Raw genomic sequence first — 16,850 nt, forward strand, 5'->3', positions numbered from 1 at the left:
TTATTGATTGCCAATGTTTGGCTAGTTATCACGTTTATACAGTGCATAAAATATTGTCTAGCAATCTCTTTTTTGTTGGCTCGGTGCATTTAGTTTGCGATCGCTAACAGCTTTCGTCTGTAGCTATGTGCAACTCAAGCTGCCATACTACTGAATCATCTACAACCAGCAGACGCTGCCCTTTTAGAACAACTGCGGAACTAGCTGTCTACAATGAATCTAGAGAATGGATCTAGGCGGTCAGTGCGGCATTTTGCTCCCTTAAGAGTTGCTAAAATTAGTCTTTGTAGGACAAATGCTGCAATGAAACATCCTGATCTAGCGTTAATTTTAGAAAAAGTGAAGCAGTTTCTCAGCAACCTGTATCGGGAACGGCTGCAAAGTATTATCTTGTATGGCTCCCAAGCTCGGGAGGATAGTCGTTCAGATTCTGATATAGATGTTTTGGTAGTTCTGAATGAGCCAGTCAATCCTTATCAGGAAATTGATAGGACAAGCCAGTTTATTGCACACCTGTGTCTTGAATTTGATGTGGTAATCTCACGGCATTTTATTTCTGTAGAGAAGTTTCATACAGAGAATAATCCCTTTCTCTCTAATGTCAAAAAAGAAGGTATGACTGTATGACAGCTAGCCTGAACGCATTTATTGATAAGGCAAAAGAAAGTTTAGTAGCTTCTAAACTCCTGGCTGATAACGGCCTTTATGACTTTGCTGGTTCAAGGGCGTATTACACCATGTTTTACATTGCCGAGGCGTTCCTGTGGAAGAAGGGACTATCCTTTTCTAGTCATTCTGCCGTTATTTCAGCGTTTGGTAGAGAGATTGCTAAGCCAGGTTTGGTTCCCGTTGAGTTGCATCGTTATTTGATCGATGCTCAAGATAAGAGAACACAAGGTGATTATAATATTGATGATACTAATCTGAGCTTGGATGAGGTACGGATCCTGATTCAGCAGAGTGAGCAGTTTATTGCATTGGCAGAGCAGAATTTACTGTGATTATTTTGATCAGTATTGAGTTGGAGTTTTCGCTGGCTGAGCTTTATCGCGGTACTGATGCTACATGAGTAGAATAGGGGCGTGAGTTCCTCAGTTGCATCCTATGTCTTCGCCTGGAAATCAGCCCGATGATAAGTCTCTGGAAGAAAAACTTGCTGATGCTTTGATCAAGTTTTTGGTGCTGGGCGGTGGCGGTTATGGCCTATACAACCTTTATCTAGAGGACATTCCAAAGGCGGCTATCTCATTTGGGATTTCTCTGACGACCAGTTTGGTTACCAGCTTTGGGCAGCCGATTATCGACAAGTGGAAATCTGGATTGAAGTCTTCTGGTGAAAAAACAGCAGATGCATTGAATGAGGAATTCGACAAAGCGGCGTCAAGGGTACTGAATCGTGGCTTTGATAAGCAGTATTTGGAAGCTTTGAAGGTTCAGTGCGATCGCATTGAACTAGAAGGTTTTCAAAACTTACAGCCTCTAGCGTTGGATAAGGTTTATGTGCCGCTGCAGATTCAAACCCGTGACCAGCTGAATCTATCAGGCCAGAAAACAATTTGGGATTTTTTGCCCAAACGTTATCAAACGCCGAGCCAGTCACCCCATCGACGTATCGCAATTTTGGCAGCTCCGGGCTATGGCAAAACGACACTGATGCGCCATTTGACCCGTACCTATGCCATTGACCCACCGGAAGATACTCCGCAGTTTATTCCAGTACTGTTGCGCTTGCGAGAAATTTATGGACTATTACGGTGGATAGATGAGGACGAACAAAGGACTTGCTCCTTGAGTGAGCTGATTGTGGAGCATATTCCAAAACAGCGAGGCTGTAAGAACCTGAAGCCTTCAAAACATTGGTTTGATCAGGTACTGAAGGATGGAAAATGCTTGGTGTTGTTTGATGGGTTGGATGAAGTACCCAAGGCCCAGCGGCAGATAGTCCGGCAGTGGGTGGATACTCAAATGCAGGATTATGGCAATGTGCAGTTTATTTTGACATCACGACCCCATGGCTTTGACCTACGACCTGATGAGCCCAGTCATCCGATTGAAATTGATACTCGGTTAGAGGTGCTGAAGTTTAATAATCTCCAAAAGGAAACCTTTATCAATAACTGGTATCGGGCGTTGTATGAGCGGGAGTGGGGCAGTAATCAGCAGGAGCGAGGAGAGCAATTAGATCCTGAACAGGTCAGTGCGCACATTGAGGATGAGGTGGAGAAAAGTGCAGCTGATTTAAAGAAGCAGCTGTTTGCAGATATTCAACTAACGGCCATTGCCAGCAATCCTTTGTTGCTAACATTGATTGCTAATACTCATCGGGCGGATACATTTTTACCTAAGCGGCGGGTGGAGCTATACGAGCGGATTTGTAATTTATTTCTGGGAACGCGACCCTATGCGAAAGGAACAAAGCTGAGTTTGACGGCAACGGAGAATAAGGTGTTGTTGCAGTTATTGGCTTGGGAGATGGTGCAACGGGAAGTAACCCAATTTACCTTGATGGATGCTACCCCTTGGGTTGAGGAGAAGTTAGGACGATGCAATAAAGATCAAGCTATTGCACCTGGTCAGTTTTGGGAAGAGATTCGAGATATTTCTGGCCTGTTGGTTGAGAAAGAGTTAGGACTGTATGAGTTTAGCCATCAGACATTTCAAGAATATTTAGCCGCCTGCCATATAAAAGAATTGGGAGATGCTGGAGAGACAATATTGTTTGAGAATATGGATAATGCTCGATGGCATGAAGTAGTTTGTTTTTATGCAGCCCAGAAAGATGCAACAGGATTGGTGGATGCCCTAATAAGTCAATATTCCCAAGGTAATAATACTGAACTCTTAGCATTGGCTGATCGTTGTCGAACGGAAGGACGAGAAATCTCAGCACAAAGCATTCAACACTTGGATGATGAACTCGCTCTTATTACGCGCAAAGTAAAAACAAATATTACATCTACAGAAGAATTGCCAAATATTTTAGATATACCTAAAGTTGAGTCTGTTTCGCTTGTGACAGAAAATGATAAATTTCTAAGTGACTTAGACCAAAGAGAAAAATTTAGCCAAGTTATTCAACTTGATGAAAATATATCTATTCGTAAAACGTTGGCATCTTGGGGAGAATTTCAATTATTTTTGCAAGATGTCGCTAATGGGCAGTTTCATGCAACTGTGAATCCAGACAATTGTCCGCAATCTGTTGCGAATGAAAGTTGTTATTGCCCAATTACATGGGAGGAGGCACGTTGGTTTTGTGCATGGCTAAGTACTCAGGCTGACTTGGTTACAGATACAGAAACGTATCATTATCGTTTTCCGACAGAGGAGGAGTGGCGAAGAGGCGCTAGTGGAGATCTCCAACCTTTTACTCAATCTGCTAATACTCCCGGTAATGCTATATGTATTGTTCGCGAGCAGGTGCATCCTCGCTATGGGAATCTAATCAACTATCTGGCTAACGCCCAGTGGCAAGAGGCAGATAAGGAAACTGAAAAAGTGATGCTGGAGGTGGCCAATCGGAAAGAAGAGGGATGGTTGGATGTTGACAGCATTAAAGCTTTTCCTTGCGAAGACTTACAGCTGATTGACCATTTATGGCTGAAGTTTAGTGGCGGGCGTTTTGGCTTTAGTATGCAAAAAGAAATCTATCTGAACTGTGGCGGTAAGGCAGATTACAAGTACTATAAAGAAGCTTTCGAAAAGTTTGGAGTAGAAGTGGGATGGCGTGAAAACGACTCCTGGAAACTTCAGATGATATATGATTTGACCCAAAGCCCTGTTGGACATCTCCCCCTTCGGAGGGGGGGTAGGGTGTTGTGGGGGATTTCTTCTCTCTCATCCAGACTTGTGAACTGTAGTATGTAAGTGCTTCAGTTAGATCTAAACTTTCTTAAACACAGTCTCTACATACCAATCCTCGCTGTTTCGTTAATTCAATACCTGGCACCTAGCAATCTCTGGATTCAGTGTATTGGCTATCACAAATTTCTCTGTCATTGCCCGAATTTCTTCCATTTTGAATGTCATACAACAAGACTGAACGACATTCATAGCGTATCAGACGAAATTCTCGATTATTACATCGTGTGGTGATGTGATAACAGAAGTTATGGCGTAAGATTCTTGATTTACGAGCCATTCAATAAATCTCTGCAAGGTGTGTAATATCAACCTTGCCATTAATGGATTGCGATGTTTTGCTACGATAAGCTCATACTTGTTAGCCAATAACCAGGATGAAGTCGATTCCTATTCGAGACGAAATTCTAGCTCAGCTTAAAGCTCAGCAACCTGTTCTACAGGAGTTAGGTGTTTCCTCGTTGCAGCTCTTTGGCTCAGTTGCCAGGAATCAGGCTACTGCCGATAGTGACATTGATTGTTTAGTAGAGTTTTCCCGTCCTATCGGGCTATTTGGTCTGAGTAAAATCAGGTTATTTCTTCAAGATCTGCTTCAGTATCCTGTAGATAGGGTTTGCTGAAAAACTGAATAGAAATCTCAGGGGTTATCCAATAGCCCAGACAGGGTCAGTAGTCCCTTTCCCAGAGGCAAGGATTTTCAGCCAGTCCTTGCTTAACGTTTCTGTAAAGGGACACACATTCGCCTGATAGCCGCGTAGTAAGCGCATCAAGACTAGCAAAAACAAGACAATAAAACGGCGTAGCCGTTTCTCCAAGTTCATCACCAAACAGGTGATGGCAATCATGGTTTCGGCGGTTTGGGCGAGTTTGGCCATCACCCGTCCGAGTCCAAATCGTCGTTTACCCTGGCCAAACTTACCTTCGACAGCGACCCGAATACTCTCATCGTCTCGGGCTTGTTGTCGGAGGAGCGCTTGTTGAGCCTCATCAAGAGACGGTCGACCTAAAGGCGGTCCACTCAGACGGATGCCATGCTGTTTACACCACTTCAAATTATCCCGTGTTCGATAAATCTGGTCGGCATGGACTGAATCTGGATAGTGTCCGGTTCGAGCTCGAAACCGTTCTATCTGAGTAATCAAGTGTGTGGATTCATTGAAGTTATCCCAACTGAGATGGTCGAGGAACACATAGCCTGCCACACAGCTGATATCGAATTTAGCCCCAAATTCGACGGGTGTGCCCGCTTTACCCCGCACAATCGGACGCACATGGGGCTGTGAAATACTCACAATGCGATCATCAATCCGGCGCTGCTTGCGGTCGTACATGTGCTGTTGTTGCCGATAGACGTCATGAATCACCAACAGCGTCTTGTACTCCCGTGGATTCAACGCCGCAAGCGTCGCTCCTGCCTCGATTAACTGGTCAATGTGGCCCAGGTTTCGACGCATATAGTTGAGCTGTTGGCGCAGTCCCTTACGAATCAATTTGCGGGGCTTTTTGCGCCGTTTCACAATCCTGAGAAAGTCTCTGCGAGCGATATGACGATACGTTCGCGGCTTTTTAGGAAGACATTCCGCAACCTGTTGATACAACTCATCGATAAGACGTTCACTCTGTTCCCTGGCCTCGTTGAGCAAATCCAGGTCGGTTGGATAGCGAATATCGGCAGGCGCACAACTGGCATCCACAATCAACTGACCCTGATTGCCAATCGATGGCGGCGGGTTGGGTGGGTCTGAGTCATCATCATCGCTCTCGGATGAAGGCTCCTCAGGTGGGGGAGAGACTTGGGGGCATGGAGGCAGGCCTGCTTGAACCACCGACTCATTGACCGTTGACACTAGGTCGACACTGATTCGTTTGCGAAAATGGACCAGCATTGACGCATCAAAGGGGGGCGTGTCGCTGTACTCATGAAGCCCTAGAAAATATTGCAGATATGGGTTCTCCCGTATCTGGTCAATCGTCTCTCGGTCGCTAACTCCCAATTTCTCTTTGATAATCAAGGCCCCCAACGCCATCCGAAATCCTTTCGCTGGTGCTCCCATATCCTCACTAAACTGGCTAGCGTAGATCGATTCAAACTCATCCCATGGGATCATCCCAGCTAGTTTGACCCAACGATTCTTTTCCGATAACTTGCCCCCAAACGGCAAATAAAAATCTTGGAACGATAGCTGACCGGGCGAAGGTTGTCGGTACATTTCCCGAAGTAGGTGCAAGGGTTTTGAGCATTTTAGCTATTTTCCCGTGCACTTAAGCACGTCGCAATAGATTGAAACCCTTGCAGAATATGGGTGCCTGACTTTAACAGCAAACCCTAGATATTGGCACTGAAGATGCATTGAAAGAACACTTAAGACAGCCGGTTTTAGAGGATAAAGTTCGTGTCTTCTAGAACTTGGCAATTATGTGTCCGAGATATTCTACGTGCTATCGAAAGTGTTTTGGGATGTTGATAATGTTTGGTTAATCAGGTTGTTGTTTGCAGGCGAGAGATTTTGATGGGATGAAACCCAACCTACGATGGTACGATCGCAACCCCCTAATCCACCCTGACAGCTACGATTCGTTTAAGTATGAACCACACAGCTAAAAAGACCAACTAGACTACCATTGTTAGTTAGTGCCAGCACTAGCCTAGGAAACACAGAGCCCACCATAGACTCATCATCATCGTCACCTCTTTCGTCCACACTCACAAACACAGGAGCCTGTAACTCTGGTGTTTCATTAAACCATTTCGCTAGAGCTTGCCAAGCTTTGACATAACGTTCTTCACTTTGCCTGTACACTTTATCCCCATCATCTTCGCCATAGTCCAGGTCAGCATTGTCTTCTACCCGACTGACAATTCCGTCTAATGGCTCAACTGTGATTCTGGCAGTATAGTGAATGGTGCCACCAAAGGCCGAACGTATTAAGTCTTCTGTAATCTCTTCTGGAATATTAGAGCCACTATTCGCAACAATATAGAATGGTGAGAAGTCATGATCGCCTTCATCTCCCATCTTGATATATATGCCATCCATAATGTCAGCGGCTGCCTGGGATAGACGCTGACATAGCTCAAACTCGGTCGGATGGTGGTTGTGTTCTACAACATCTCCATCTCGACAAATGATCCCACAAGAATAAATAACCGTTCTTTTTGAGATAATATTCCAGTCCCACTCATCTTCTGGAACAGAATCAACTAACTCACTGATATCCATAATATCCATGCATTCCATCATGGGTTTAAGGCGGGTTGGATCGATTTGACAATTTTGGATCACACTAAATACCTCTTGGAATTCTTAGATGACAATCATTGATAAGCAACGGCTTTGTTTAGAACGTCTAATGAACAGAATTTAGATAGTTATATTGAGACTGCATCAGATAAATTTCCATAAAAAATGTCATCCACTGACATGACTGATCTCCATGGTGGAGTTGAAATGGCTATGCAGATCGTAGTCATCATGATTTTAGCTTCATGGGTCCATCAGTTAAAATCAGAAAATTTAACCTAGACTAATTCTACATTTATCTCCATTTTCCGGGATGCATCCCAACTTTCCATATGGCCAATGCGTAAGTTGGGTTGAATGTATGAAAACCAATAAAACCAACCGTTGTGTATTTTTCAACCTAATCCAACAACCATCAACCCAACAATGAGTTTCCAAAATCAGAAAAAATTAAAATACTAGCTTTTCCTCCTTGGAAATTACTGCTACAGGCATGTATCCATATTTAAATACAAGCCTCAAGCAACCCAAGGCAATCACCATGGCACCTGAACCCTCCATTCCTGGCAGTCAGTCTTACAATGTTCAGTCTGTTTCGACTAGAACCATAGAAGAAAAAGGCAGTCCCTATGAGATGCCTAAGATTCCCTCATCAGGTTTCACCTGGGATACCCATAACCACCATGAGATGATGAAAAAGCAAGAGACAATGAAAAAAGAAGACCTAGCCCCCGATTGGGTTTGGGAGTACGGCATTATGGGATAAAGGCTAACCTTCAATTGTTGCTTTCCCACAATATGACTAGCACGGGTATCAATAACGTCTGGGCTCGTAAGCTGCTGTATGGGATATGTTTTATCTTTAAAACATGATCCAAATATAATGTTGGCCCATATAGCCTTATGTTCAATCTGCCGAGCCAACTCAATCGAGTCAGCGGTCTTGTCGTTCTTCAGGTCTGTTGTCTTGGTTTGTGTCCCTCACTTTCCGCCAAGGCAGACGCCATAGCGGTTGAGGACTTAACCCGCAATGGCACCCAGCCCATTACCCAACTGCCGGTGGCAACAGCAACCGCCCGAGAAACCTATGTTGAAGAGCAGCGATCGCACATCCAACCCCACAACTACAGTCTGGTCCTCTATCCCTTTACCGAAGAGCACCAGACCCACTGGCAAAACCTCCTCTGGTCCACTGGCATTTTAGAACCACGGGCTGCATACATTGATGAGGCTATTGCATACCTGATGGGGCAAGCCAACGCATTTCAGCTATCGGCCAATCAACGCCAAACCATAGAAATGGCGTTTCAAATCGGTACCCAGCTGTATTTAAGCGCTCCAAATGCCCATCCTAAAATTCAGCAGTCTTTGGCGGATGCCGTTGACCAGGTGCACAATACCAAGTGGTCAGCCATGGCCTTATCTGCCCTGGCTCAAGGTGAAACGACGCCTCAACAGCGATATGTCCTCAGCGATCGCATCCGCCAACGCTTCCCCAACTGGCACCAAGATCTATACCTCAGGACTACTCTGCACGATGTTGCTGCCATCGATCACCCGATCGCCATGCCGCCCCTGGATGAGCTATTAGATTGGACCATTGCCCCTGAACAGTTGCATCTCTACGTGCTCTGTTCTCCTGACCGAGGTCAGCTGTGCCAGGCCGTACTCAAAGATCGCCAGGGCAAATTTGTACGCGGAGCAGACGGACAGCTTTGGTCTGTGCCGTTGGGGTTGCGATCTCTCCACACCGGTCTCTCCTGGAACTTCACCCGAGGCGAAACACCCCAGGGAATTTATCGCATCGAAGGCACCATTCCCCAGCCCGATACCGACTACTTTCGACCCTACGGTCAATTTGCCCTGGTGCAGCTGTTTGTGCCCCACGAACCCGGTGTAAAAGCCTTTTTACCATCCCAAACTAAGGCAGACCAAGCCCCCTGGAGCGGTGGACTGGCTGCCTACCAGGCGTTGCTGCCCCCAACCTGGCGTAATTATTTACCCATTCAGCAAACCTACTGGGCCGGCAAAGCAGGACGTAACTATTTCCGCATCCACGGTACCGGTGAAGATCCAGGCTTTTTTGCCAATAGCCGTCAGTACCCTGCCAGCGCAGGCTGGAATCCTACCATTGGTTGTCTGTCTGCCATTGAAATCTATGATCATCAGGGGCGGCTACAACGGGCTGATATGCCCAAAATTTTGGCCGCCTTGACGGATATTGATGGCGAAGATTTCGCTGGATATCTTGTCGTTGTGAACATTCCAGAAGCTGACAGGCTAAATGTGGAGGAATTCCTTTTGGGGCAGCAGGATTAACTATCTAGAACCTAATACCTTTGTTAACCAGTCCTTTATTTTTCTACTGCCCCCTTATTTTTTGTTGCCGAGGGTGAATATCAGGAATTGCTCCTGGTATGTAATGCTGCCTCAGGGCAACCACAAGGAATTGATTCTGTTCTGCCTTGTCGTTTCAGGGCAACCACAAGGGATTGCCCCTACTTCCCATTCCCTTTAACTCCCGTATGTTGAGTTTTTTAGATTTCATGACAGCACAACACAAGGCTGCGGGAAGCATCTAGACTCTAGGTTCTAGCCCAAAATACGCTATGTTTCGACACTTGCTCCCGCTTGTTGTTATTCCTTTAATTGCTATGCCTGTCTCAGCCCAGACCGATCAGCCCATGTCCACCTGGCAAAATCCACCTGAACCGATTACGTCGATGTTGGATGTGGACCCGCTACCGGCAGTGTCGATTTCACGAGATAACCAGTGGCTGGTAGAACTAGAACGACGGGCGCTGCTGCCAATTTCAGAATTATCAGAACCCTGGCTTGCGATCGCAGGTACAAAAATCAACCCTAACACCTGGGGACCTGCCCAAGAAGGTTCCTATAAAGGACTGACGGTTCGTCGTCTAGGGACCTTAGAGAGTACTCCCATCCACTTACCACCGGATGCACGGATCCGCAACCTGCGCTGGTCCTACGATAATCGCTATTTGGCATTTACGCTGACCCAGGCTGATGGCATTGAGCTATGGGTCTTAGATGTGGCGGAAGCTAAGGCAAGACCCCTGAGCGGTCCGCTTCTCAATGGTGTGTATAACAGCCCTTGTCGTTGGCTGCCGGGGGATGAGGGGCTGATTTGTAAAGTGCGACCCCAGGGGCTAGGTGTCCCCCCCACTGAGCCTAAGGTGCCTGTTGGACCTGTGATTGAAAGCAGCCAGGGACGGGTGGCCGCGACTCGCACCTACACTAATTTGTTGCAGAGCCCCCACGATGAAGCTTTGCTTGAATATTATTTCTCATCTCAGATTGCCCACATTAGCCTGGATGGAGAGATTACCCTGCTGGATGATCCCAGCCTGCTCCGCAATGTAACGGTTTCTCCCGATGGTCAGTGGCTGTTACGGTCCACCGTGCATCGTCCCTTTTCCTATCAGGTTCCCCTATCTCGTTTTCCGGTGCGTTACGAGGTGCTTAACCGCCAGGGGGAGGTGGTACATGAGTTAGCGGATTTACCCCTGGCCGACGATATTCCCATTGCCTTTGACTCAGTGCGGCAGGGTAAACGGGGCATCGGCTGGCGGACCGATCAGCCTGCCACCCTATTCTGGACAGAGGCCCTAGACGGTGGTGATGCCAGCAATGAGGCGGAGCATCGGGATGGGCTGTATACTCTGGCTGCACCTTTTGACGGGGAGCCAACAGAACTATGGCGTTCCACCCTGCGATTTCGTGGGGTTACCTGGAGCACAGAAGATTTTGCTGTTGTGACAGAAGCCTGGTACGACAGCCGTCAATTAAAAGCCTGGTCCATTAATCTTGGGCAAACTGCCTCGGAGCCAGTCTTGCTAGATGAAAGAGACTTTCAGAATGCCTATGCCAATCCAGGTAGTCCAGTTCTGATGCCAGGGCCCTATGGCCGTTCAGTGCTGATGCTCAGTGAGGATGGCAAGAGTATGTACCTTAACGGCGGTGGTGCTTCACCCGATGGAGTGTTTCCCTTTTTAGATCGTCTGGATCTGACTAGCTTAGAAACAGAGCGTCTTTGGCAGGCTGAAGGAGACGTCTTTAGTCGGATAACGCGTTTGCTAGATGCTAATGCTGAAAATATTATTGTTCGAAGAGAATCTCAGACTAGCCCAGGCAACTATCATCAGCTGATGCTGTCCAGTGGAGAAGAGAAGCCTCTAACGGAATTTGTTGATCCCCTGGCTTGGTATGCTGATGTACAAAAAGAAATTGTGCGCTATCCCCGTGCGGATGGAGTCACGCTGACAGCCACTCTATACCTGCCACCGGGCTATAATCCAGCGACCGATGGCCCTTTACCTACGGTGCTTTGGGTTTATCCGCGAGAGTTTAAAGATCGTGCAGTTGCTAGCCAGAATACTCGCTCAGAGTATACGTTCACTCGTCCAGGACGAGATTCGGTTTTGTTTTTGTTAACGCAGGGTTATGCTGTCCTCAACGGACCAACCATGCCGATTGTGGGTGAAGGGGATAAGCAACCGAATGATACCTACATTGAGCAGCTGGTATCGAGTGCTGAGGCCGCAGTTAACTTGCTGGTAGAACGAGGTGTTAGCGATGGTCAGCGCTTAGCCATCGGCGGCCACTCCTATGGTGCATTTACCGCCGCTAATTTGCTCGCCCATAGCGATCTCTTTCAGGCAGGCATTGCTCGCAGTGGGGCCTATAACCGGACGCTCACACCCTTTGGTTTCCAAGGAGAACAGCGTAATTTCTGGGAAACACCTGAGACGTACCTAACCATGTCTCCGTTTATTGCCGCTGAAAAAATTAATGAGCCACTGTTGTTGATCCACGGTGCTGAGGATAACAACCCAGGTACCTATCCGATTCAGTCTGAGCGTCTCTACGAGGCGATGAAAGGCCTCGGTGGTACGGTGCGCTATGTGTCATTACCGGCAGAGGGCCATGTATATCGCTCGCGCGAAGCCGTTGGCCACGTGTTGTGGGAAATGGTGTCTTGGTTAGATGACCATGTAAAAGGTGGTGAACCCTAACCCCCTTGTTGGTCACCTGACATCTCCAATATATGGAAACACCGTAGGGGTAATGCCTCGTGCTTACCCCGCGATATTGCTCGCTATTTGCCAGAATTTTGTACCACCCGAAAGAAATATGTTGTCCGTAGGAATTGGGGCAACCACAAGGGATTGCCCCTGCGGGGTATCTAATTTTTTATTGGTATACCGAGGGCAAAACCTTAATCCAACAATGACCCAACCAATAATTTTTGCAGCATCCAAACCAGGCTTACGGCCAGAGATGCGCTCCAGATAGTTGCGGCTAGCGTCAGCTTGCCATTCAGCACACAGAGACTACCGCTAATTAGAAGAGCGATCGCAACGCCACCCGATACCCGCACCAAAATCTGCACAGCTTCCGTTAGTTTGCGCAGACGAGTGGCCACATCATCGGTGGATACAGGCGAAATTGCTGATTCTAGTAGCGTTTGAAAGCTGTCGTATTGCTTGGAATCAATGTGGTAGTAAGTACCCAGGTCAGTATCCCGGAGCGCTGGGTTGGAACGGAGGCCGAACTGTTTGGCGGTTGCGATCGCAGCCCGCACCTGACGCTTGCTCGCCACCCCATTAAACGTATCAAACAGCGACTCGCGATACACACCTGCCCTTGCCATCTCTAAAATCCGCTGGCTGAGTTCCACCTCATGGAGCTTGGCTGGGTCAGACACTTGAGTCACTGGCTTTTTCCAATCGCTAAGTAAATATGTACTATTTAGAATATAGCCGATTAATATCCCTGCGCCAATCAATCATAAAAAACATAGGGGCGTTCCACGGAACGCCCCTACAAAATATGGCCTTAAAAAGACAGGATGGATGTTACATCATGCCGGGCATGCCCATGCCGCCCATGCCACCCATGCCGCCCATGCCACCCATGCCGCCCATGCCGCCCATGTCACCACCAGGTGCAGCAGCTTCAGGTTCAGGCTTCTCAACCACAAGTGCTTCGGTCGTTAAGACCATGCCAGCGATAGACGCAGCATCCTGCAATGCAGAACGTACAACCTTAGCGGGATCAACAATACCGCTAGCCATCAGGTCTTCGTAGGCACCAGTTAGGGCGTTGTAACCTTCATTAAAAGGAAGTGAACGTGCCTTCTCGACAACTACGCTACCTTCATCACCAGCATTGTCAGCAATCTGACGCAGAGGAGCTTCTACAGCCCGCATAACGATGTCGACACCAGTCTGCTCTTCAGGGCTGAGGCTAGCTTTAAGGTCGTCAAGCTTTTGCGCCAGGTGCAATAGCGTAATGCCACCACCAGGAACGATACCCTCGTCCACAGCTGCTTTAGTTGCGCTTAGGGCATCTTCAATGCGTAGCTTGCGGTCTTTCAGTTCAGTTTCAGTGGCAGCACCAACCTTGATTACGGCCACACCACCCGCTAGCTTAGCCAAACGCTCAGATAGCTTTTCCTTGTCATAATCAGAGTCAGTTTCGTTCAACTCTCTACGAATCTGACCGATGCGCTCGTCGATATCTGCCTTATTGCCACTCTCAGACACAATAGTAGTGGTGTCCTTGGTAATGGTGATCTTATCGGCAGTACCTAGCATTTCAACCGTCGCCATTTCCAGGCTGAGACCAATGTCTTCAGAAATGACCTGACCACCTGTCAGTACAGCAATATCCTGCAGCATAGCCTTACGGCGATCGCCAAAACCAGGAGCCTTAACCGCAGCGACATTCAAGACGCCACGAGCCTTGTTGACAACCAATGTTGCCAGCGCTTCGCCGTCTACATCTTCAGCAACGATGACGAGGGGCTTGCCAGCACGGGCGATGTTTTCTAGGACGCCTACCAGGTCCTGCATAGAACTGATCTTCTTATCGGTGATCAGAACCAGTGCACCTTCAAGATCAGCGATCATTCGCTCTTGATCGGTGACGAAGTAAGGGGAAATATAACCCCGGTCAATCTGCATCCCTTCAACCACATCGAGTTCGGTATTGAGGGACTTAGATTCTTCAACGGTAATCACACCGTCCTTAGTAACTTTATTCATAGCCTCGGCAATCATGCTGCCGATGGCTTCATCACTACCAGCGGATACCGTAGCTACCTGGGCGATCTCCTTACCTTCTACAGGCTTAGCGACCGCTGCAATCTCATCAACCAATTTGGCAACGGCTTTTTCAATACCGCGACGTAGGCTCACGGGGTTCGCACCAGCCGCTACGTTCTTGAGGCCTTCACGGATAATTGCCTGAGCCAACACAGTGGCTGTGGTGGTACCGTCACCAGCTAAGTCCTTAGTTTTAGAAGCTACTTCTTGGATTAACCGTGCCCCGGTGTTTTCATAGGGATCAGACAGCTCAATTTCCTTAGCAATGGTGATGCCGTCATTGACAATCTGAGGTGCGCCGAATTTCTTTTCAAGAACAACGTTACGACCCTTAGGACCAAGGGTAATTTTGACCGCATCGGCCAGGGCGTTAACGCCTTGTTCTAAAGCCTGGCGGGACTTTTCATCAAATACTACCAGTTTCGCCATAGTCAGCTCGTTTAGCTCTGCAATGAAAGACCTTAGCACTCTCTGAGTCAGAGTGCTAACTAAGCGTATATCACGACATGGTGTTGCTTAATTCGCGATAACCGATCCTTAGAACCGCCCCATGCTTGGTCTGCCTGCGCAGTATCCATCAGATGCCGCAATTCAGATGCCGCAATTCAGATGCTCCCTGTAGCTGTGCAGTGTGGCCATACCTGGCGTATCAACTTTTGTTGAGTTTATTCAATTCTCTAGAAGATGGTCAGCGTAGAGTATCAGGTTTGACAAATTTCTTGCCCAATGTCTTAAGTGCTTTACCCAACGGTAATCTGATGGGAACTGCCTAATGCCGCTGAATACTGACTAATATATTTACCGAGAGAGGTAATTATTGTTACGTCAATCTCGTAGGTAATAACTTTGGGAATCTGGGCAAGATGACTTTAGTGTTATTCCGTTCCCTAGTTTTCTACCAACGGCCTTGACTAAATTTGCAAAGTTTTTCTGAGGGGCTACGAGTATCCGGAAAGGTAAAGGTCAGATGCGTATCTTGCATCAGATTCTAGAAAATGTCTCGTTCGTAACACACAAATTGGGATCCATCTTCTAGCATTTATTTTGGGCTGAAATCCAGTTCAAATTACATTGTTTTTATAGTTTCCGTTCTTTATTAGACCTTTAGAAAACTTTCGTCAGGGTTATTATTCGCTTTACCTAGGCACAACGTTAATTGCTTACCTTAGAGGGAATTAACACACAACTCCTCAAGTCCTTATAACTCCATTGTCTGAACAGTTAGCGTTTCTAATAACTAAACTCCTTATAAATCTTCTATCTAAACAGTCAGCGCTTCTAACAATCTGTTCTCCTGAAAAATTAAGTCTTTCTTTCTAACTCATGTCTTCTGCCACTGCATTTCTGAAGAACCACGTTCTCCATGGCATCAAGTTCCAGTTCAAGCCGTTGCAGCCTCTTCGATTCTGGATCGATCTCTTTAAATGTTAAAGACCCTGAGCAAGCACGTTGGATTGCTCGCGTCGTTCCTGCTCAATGTCCATTTGAACGTGATATTGTCCTGTTTGGCCGCACAATCGCTCACATCCCTCCGATGTGTAAGCTTAACCCTTTATATGACGAGGTAGTGGGTTTACGCTTCCGGGCCCTATGTTTCTTGGCCGATGAATGCGGCGAAGATATTTCCGCTCTAATTTAGATGTGGGTTGTATCCACTCGTGTAGGGACATTCCCATTATGGTAGGGACGTTCCATGGAGCGTCCCTACATAGTTAAATTGCCTTGCCGACTTCCTTTAATAAGGTCATCGGTCCGATTTCTTTAAGTTTGTCCATTTGCTCTTGGTTTTTGACCAATAACGAACCGGCAAAACCGAGGGAGTTGACCGAGATGCCCAGATAGTCATCCTGACGTCGTGGCACGGCCATTAACCAGTTGCGTGTGCCCAGTAGGTTATAGGCATCTCGCTGGGACCCTTGCCATTGTCCGGTGGGATCATCTAGTGCCAGGCTATGTAATAGTCGTCGATAATGCTGAAGCCATTGCTGCGGTCCGTCATCAGGACTGAGTTGAACGATGCGGTGGGCATAGGGCAGCTGAGGCGACTGACCGATGCCATCAATAAAATTGGTGACGCGGATGGCTGCTTCAATGGGCAAATCCATGGACTGTTGGGGGATAAGCTGAAGGTGTTTATGGGGTTGACTGGCTCCAGCAGCGGATCCACCATTGTAGAAAAATAAGCCAGCGACTTCTTCTATACAGCGGCAAAGGGCTTCAAAATCAGCCAGGTTAAGCCAGTCGAGCTGAGACTCAAAGCTACGGGTGACGATCAGAAAATGATGGTCAACGACATTAAACTTGTTTAGCAGACAGACATGGGTGTCGGAGATGTCTGTGACATAAAGGTTGGGGTCGTAGGGTAAAAACGGATTGGTCTTTTTCTTGGCCTGAACCTTACGGGCCTGAGCTTTGCGGTTTAGGTTGGTTAAAATTCTTATAATAAACTCCACACACCCATCGGTAACAAGTTCATACTCGGTGTCGATGGGTTTTAGGGCTTCAGTAGTTAAGCCGTGCTCGGTTTGGGCTTGGAGTTTGGACCATAGGGTATGGGACTGCCAGGGTTTGCGAGGGTGTGAGTCTGTGCGATCGCACATATATCTATCCTGATAAA

At 47.3% G+C, this 16,850-nt stretch carries 12 protein-coding genes and 1 pseudogene; 8 read left to right on the forward strand and 5 right to left on the reverse strand.

The window, feature by feature from the left end:
* Nucleotides 1-303 precede the first annotated feature (303 nt).
* From U2F10_RS16290 to U2F10_RS16305, 4 genes are all read left to right on the forward strand, one after another.
* On the forward strand, nt 304-627 hold the full coding sequence (locus tag U2F10_RS16290; protein WP_499872741.1) for a nucleotidyltransferase domain-containing protein: 324 nt from the start codon (nt 304-306) through the stop codon (nt 625-627).
* On the forward strand, nt 624-1,001 hold the full coding sequence (locus tag U2F10_RS16295; RefSeq protein ID WP_499872743.1) for a HEPN domain-containing protein: 378 nt from the start codon (nt 624-626) through the stop codon (nt 999-1,001). The genes U2F10_RS16290 and U2F10_RS16295 overlap by 4 nt, the downstream gene beginning before the upstream one ends.
* 103 nt (nt 1,002-1,104) lie before the next feature.
* Nucleotides 1,105-3,867: a GUN4 domain-containing protein gene (locus tag U2F10_RS16300; protein ID WP_499872744.1), complete on the forward strand. Its 2,763-nt coding sequence runs from the start codon at nt 1,105-1,107 to the stop codon at nt 3,865-3,867.
* 371 nt (nt 3,868-4,238) lie between these two features.
* Nucleotides 4,239-4,481, forward strand: a complete 243-nt coding sequence (locus tag U2F10_RS16305; protein WP_499872745.1) for a nucleotidyltransferase family protein — start codon at nt 4,239-4,241, stop codon at nt 4,479-4,481.
* Between the two features lie 24 nt (nt 4,482-4,505).
* On the opposite strand, the gene U2F10_RS16310 is transcribed toward U2F10_RS16305, so the two are convergent.
* The gene (locus U2F10_RS16310) at nt 4,506-6,071 is read right to left on the reverse strand and encodes an IS5 family transposase (protein WP_499872746.1); all 1,566 of its coding nucleotides are present in this window, start codon (nt 6,069-6,071) and stop codon (nt 4,506-4,508) included.
* 369 nt (nt 6,072-6,440) lie between these two features.
* On the reverse strand, nt 6,441-7,145 hold the full coding sequence (locus U2F10_RS16315) for a hypothetical protein (protein ID WP_499872748.1): 705 nt from the start codon (nt 7,143-7,145) through the stop codon (nt 6,441-6,443).
* A gap of 499 nt (nt 7,146-7,644) precedes the next feature.
* On the opposite strand from U2F10_RS16315, the gene U2F10_RS16320 reads away from it, so the two are divergent.
* The 3 genes from U2F10_RS16320 (at nt 7,645) to U2F10_RS16330 (ending at nt 12,139) form a co-directional block, all read left to right on the forward strand.
* On the forward strand, nt 7,645-7,869 hold the full coding sequence (locus U2F10_RS16320) for a hypothetical protein (RefSeq protein WP_163667544.1): 225 nt from the start codon (nt 7,645-7,647) through the stop codon (nt 7,867-7,869).
* Between the two features lie 137 nt (nt 7,870-8,006).
* Nucleotides 8,007-9,422: a hypothetical protein gene (locus U2F10_RS16325; RefSeq protein ID WP_499872749.1), complete on the forward strand. Its 1,416-nt coding sequence runs from the start codon at nt 8,007-8,009 to the stop codon at nt 9,420-9,422.
* A 335-nt stretch (nt 9,423-9,757) separates the two neighbouring features.
* Nucleotides 9,758-12,139, forward strand: a complete 2,382-nt coding sequence (locus U2F10_RS16330; protein WP_499872750.1) for an alpha/beta hydrolase family protein — start codon at nt 9,758-9,760, stop codon at nt 12,137-12,139.
* Between the two features lie 203 nt (nt 12,140-12,342).
* On the opposite strand, the gene U2F10_RS16335 is transcribed toward U2F10_RS16330, so the two are convergent.
* Nucleotides 12,343-12,840 carry a hypothetical protein gene (locus U2F10_RS16335; protein WP_163698269.1) on the reverse strand — a complete coding sequence of 166 codons (498 nt, stop codon included), beginning with the start codon at nt 12,838-12,840 and terminating at the stop codon, nt 12,343-12,345.
* 142 nt (nt 12,841-12,982) lie between these two features.
* On the reverse strand, nt 12,983-14,662 hold the full coding sequence (gene groL / locus U2F10_RS16340) for a chaperonin GroEL (RefSeq protein ID WP_163667556.1): 1,680 nt from the start codon (nt 14,660-14,662) through the stop codon (nt 12,983-12,985).
* An 894-nt stretch (nt 14,663-15,556) separates the two neighbouring features.
* On the opposite strand from groL, the pseudogene U2F10_RS16345 reads away from it, so the two are divergent.
* Nucleotides 15,557-15,872: pseudogene (locus U2F10_RS16345) on the forward strand (Mo-dependent nitrogenase C-terminal domain-containing protein).
* Nucleotides 15,873-15,945: 73 nt separating this feature from the next.
* Here U2F10_RS16345 and U2F10_RS16350 read toward each other — a convergent pair.
* The gene (locus U2F10_RS16350; protein ID WP_163667564.1) at nt 15,946-16,833 is read right to left on the reverse strand and encodes an ATP adenylyltransferase family protein; all 888 of its coding nucleotides are present in this window, start codon (nt 16,831-16,833) and stop codon (nt 15,946-15,948) included.
* Nucleotides 16,834-16,850 lie beyond the last annotated feature (17 nt).

The sequence above is a fragment of the Leptothoe sp. EHU-05/26/07-4 genome (genome assembly GCF_043421015.1).
Lineage (GTDB): Bacteria > Cyanobacteriota > Cyanobacteriia > Phormidesmidales > Phormidesmidaceae > Leptothoe > Leptothoe turfae.